This window comes from Bradyrhizobium sp. (assembly GCF_019244115.1).
Lineage (GTDB): Bacteria > Pseudomonadota > Alphaproteobacteria > Rhizobiales > Xanthobacteraceae > Bradyrhizobium.
The window spans coordinates 1-2,414 of sequence record NZ_JAFATE010000522.1; the positions used below are offsets into that span (position 1 = coordinate 1).

The window sequence follows — 2,414 nt, forward strand, 5'->3', positions numbered from 1 at the left end:
CGCCGCGCGGACCGCTTCGGGCGTGGTCAGGTTGAGCACGACCCCGCCGACGTCCGATTTGTGGACGATGTCCCGCGACATGATCTTCAGGACAACCGTTGCGCCCTGAGCAAACAGTTTGGATGCATGGGCGACCGCCTCGTCGACGCTACCGGCGGCAAAGGTCGGCACCATGGCGATGCCGTAGGCCTCGAGCAGCCGCTTCACCTCGACCGGGTCGAGCCAGTGACGGTCATCGGCGATCGCGCCGGCGACGATCTGCCGCGCGGTGACGACATCAGGCCCAAAAGCGTCCGGCAGCTCCGGCGGCACCCGCGTCAGAATCTCGATGACCTCCCGATGGCGCACCAGGTGCATGAAACCGCGCACGGCATCGTCTTCGGTCGGATAGTTCGGAATCCCGGCCTCATTGAGCGTGTCGATGACGTTCTGCTCGGCGCCGATCCATGCCGCCAGCACCGGCTTTGCGGCGCGGCGGAGGCGCTGCCGATAACTTGCGACGAGGCTTGCGACGGTGGCCGCGGTCTCGGCGGCGGACGCAATGGCGGTCTGAACATTCATCACCAGCACGGCATCGTTGCCCGCATCGTCCAGCAAGAGCTCGAGCGCGGCGGCGTAACGCGCCGCATCGGCGTCGCCGACGATATCAACGGGATTTGACCCGGACCAGGTCCGCGGCAAGGCGGCGTCGAGCTTCTCCTTTGTCGCCGGTCCGATCGTCGCCGCAATGCCGCCGAGTTCGCACAAGCGATCAATCGCCAGCACGCCGATGCCGCCGCCATTGGTCAGAATGGCCAAGCGCTTTCCAGTGGGAGCTTCGACGCGACCGAGCGTCTCGGCGCAATCGAACAGCTCGCGCAAGTCGGAGACCCGCAGCATCCCTGCGCGACGAAACGCCGCTTCGTAAACCGCATCGGATCCCGCCAGCGCGCCGGTGTGGGTTGCGGCCGCCCTGGCGCCCTGCGCCATGCGGCCCGACTTGACGACCACCACCGGCTTGACCCGCGCCGCCGCGCGCGCCGCCGACATGAACTTCCGCGCGTCCTTGATGGACTCGACATAGAGCAGGACCGCCTGGGTCCTGGCGTCCAGCGCAAAATGATCGAGCAGATCGGCGATATCGACATCGAGCTGATCGCCGATAGAAACGATTCCGGAAAATCCGACGCCGCGCGGCGCGGCCCAATCCACCATGCCGGCCGCGATCGCACCCGACTGCGTGATGAGCGCGAGTTTCCCGGGACGCGGCATATGCGCGGAGAAACTGGCGTTGAGGCTGATATCCGGCATCATGATGCCGAGGCAATTCGGCCCGATCAGCCGCATGCCATATCGCTGGGCGGCCCGCTCCGTGGCTTCCGCCAGGGATCCTGCACCATGGCCGAGCCCGGCACTGACGATGACGGCGCCCACCGTCCCGCGCTCACCGGCTTGCTCGACCAGGCCGGGTATTGCCGCAGCCGGCGCCGTGATGACGACCAGTTCGGGAACGAAAGGCAGTTTGTCGAGGCGATCCACCCCCGCCATGCCCTCGATTTCCGCATGGTGCGAGTTGACCAAGCCGAATTCGCCCCTGAATCCCGCTTTGCGAATGTTCGCCATGATGGCGCGGCCGACGGAACCCGGCCGCGGACTTGCCCCGATCAGCGCAACGGAACGCGGCGACAGAACATTTTTCAATCGATAGGTCGACATTGCCAGGAGTGGCGGGCCACACGGCCCGCAAGCTGCTCTTCTCAGGGATCTGACGCGGCTTGTAACTGGGTGTCAGCGTGACATCATAACCCAGCAGGGTGGCCGCCCCATGACGGTCTTGGTCGCGCCGCCCCATATGATCTCATTCAGCCGGGAATGGCGATAGGCGCCCATCACCAACAGATCAATTCTGTTCGATCGCACATGGGCCTCAAAGATCTTTCCAACCGAACTGCCGTCGATCCTGACGGTCTCGAATGATGCTGTGACGCCGTGTTCGGCAAGATGACCAACCAGCGCTTTCCCCGATCGCAACTCATCGTCTGACCGGTTGTCGGTGGCCGTGATCACCCGTACCGAAGCAGCGGCCTGAAGCAATGGCAAGGCATCCGCAATCGCTCTTGCGGCGGGCGCGCTATGATCCCAGGCGATCAAGATATCGTCGAGCGTTACCGGCAATTCGGTCGCCAATTCCTCGGGACACAACAGCACCGGCCGACCCGACTTGAACAGCAGCTGCTCGATGATGCTTTCAGATTGATCGCTGTTGGCCTTGACGGGAACCAGGGACAGATCCCTCAATCGGGCCTGCCACGCGAGCGCCGGCGCAATCTCGTCGCCAGGCAGCCGTCGCAAGTCCTGCACGTGGCGCACCCCGAAGCGGGTCGCGGCATCATCGAATGCCCGGAGAAGGCCGCGTGCGTCGGTGGTGCCGCGCA

At 64.8% G+C, this 2,414-nt stretch carries 2 protein-coding genes; both read right to left on the reverse strand.

What is annotated here, in order from left to right:
- A partial coding sequence (locus tag JOZ76_RS23155; protein WP_291702260.1) for an acetate--CoA ligase family protein occupies positions 1 to 1,695 on the reverse strand: 1,695 nt, incomplete at its 3' end.
- A gap of 72 nt (positions 1,696 to 1,767) precedes the next feature.
- Positions 1,768 to 2,414 (reverse strand): universal stress protein (locus JOZ76_RS23160; protein WP_291702262.1); only part of this gene is annotated, 647 nt, incomplete at its 5' end.